Raw genomic sequence first — 623 nt, 5'->3', positions numbered from 1 at the left:
GACCCCTTGTAGACGACGAGGTTGATAGGTTCGGGGTGGACGCGCAGTAATGTGTGGAGCTGACGAATACTAATCGGTCGAGGGCTTATCCTATTCACTCTTACCCGGAGTGACCAGTTATACAATGCGGCTCGTTACCGCTTTCGCATCTAGTTTTCAGGGAATAATATTTCCTGTGTTTTAGCCCTTGAGGTTTTCTGGGGCCCACGCAAAGTAATCGGCATAAGCGTCAGAGCTTGGCTTCACTTTGTGGGGAAAGTTGTTTGGTGACGATGGCGGAGGGGAACCACGCGTTCCCATCCCGAACACGACCGTTAAGCCCTCCAGCGCCGATGGTACTTGGACCGCAGGGTCCTGGGAGAGTAGGACGTTGCCAAGCGCGCAATTCAAACAAGATGTTGTTCACGGTACATACGGACCGTAAGCAGCATCTTGTTTTTGGTTTACCCGCGAAATATTCGAAGGGCTGTCTATAGAGGACAGCTCTTTTTTGTGCGTCCACGCGCCCTTCGCATAGGCTGTTTATGACCAATGATGGTTCACATTTTCTTCTTCAGGGTTAAGTACCTTTCAGAGAGGTGACGTATAAAGCGGCGTCGAAACTGCTACAATAAGTAGTAACC

At 50.2% G+C, this 623-nt stretch carries 2 rRNA genes; both read left to right on the top strand.

The features are described 5' to 3' along the window. Positions 1–93, top strand: a 23S ribosomal RNA gene (locus AC1DWB_RS36915); the annotation flags it as partial. Positions 94–262: 169 nt separating this feature from the next. Further along, positions 263–379 (top strand): 5S ribosomal RNA (rrf, locus tag AC1DWB_RS36910). Positions 380–623: the final 244 nt, after the last annotated feature.

This window comes from Paenibacillus sp. P4_E11 (genome assembly GCF_056401635.1).
The sequence above is the reverse complement of the archived record's forward strand: the minus strand, read 5'-3'. Positions and strand labels throughout refer to the sequence as shown.